The sequence below is a fragment of the Mesorhizobium sp. P2_A8 genome (genome assembly GCF_056404935.1).
In genome coordinates this window covers 1-518 of record NZ_JBFUDB010000040.1, presented here as the reverse complement: position 1 = coordinate 518, position 518 = coordinate 1, and the positions used below count along the sequence as shown (strand labels likewise).

Below are 518 nucleotides of genomic sequence, written 5' to 3'. Positions count from 1 at the left end.
TCAGAGCCCGTAGCTGCCGGCTTTTCCTTGCCGAAGCTCACGGCCTCGACTTGCGGATCAGCCACGCCCAGCAAGCCCAGCGCGCGGCGAACTGCCTCAGCGCGCCGTTGGCCCAGAGCCAGGTTGTACTCGCGGCCGCCGCGCTCGTCGGTATGGCCTTCAATAGCCATCTTGCGGCCCTTGTTGGCCGTCAGGTATTTGGCATGGGCCTCGATTGCTCCCTGGAACTCGGGCTTGACCACGTAGCTGTCGAAGTCAAAGTAGATGACCTTGGTGGTATTGGCAGGGCCCGCCAACGAGGCATCGGCGCCTTCAACCTGTACCGGCGCAACAGCACGGCCAGTCGCGCCTGGTGTACCGCCTTGCTGGGTCGTGCCGGTGCGATCCTCGACCGGCACGTCGTTCAGCTTGACGCCGGAACCGCAGGCTGCCAGCGTGGCCGCCAGGACAAGGGAGAAGATGATTGAAAAAACGGTGCGTTTCATGAAGTACCTCTACAAAAAAATAGGCCGTATGGA

1 protein-coding gene is annotated in these 518 nt (G+C 62.0%); it reads right to left on the bottom strand.

Annotated elements, in window-relative coordinates; all coding sequences use genetic code 11:
* Positions 1-485, bottom strand: a 485-nt coding sequence (locus AC1D10_RS35595; RefSeq protein WP_477279997.1) for an OmpA family protein, incomplete at its 3' end; no start/stop codon positions are given.
* Positions 486-518: the final 33 nt, after the last annotated feature.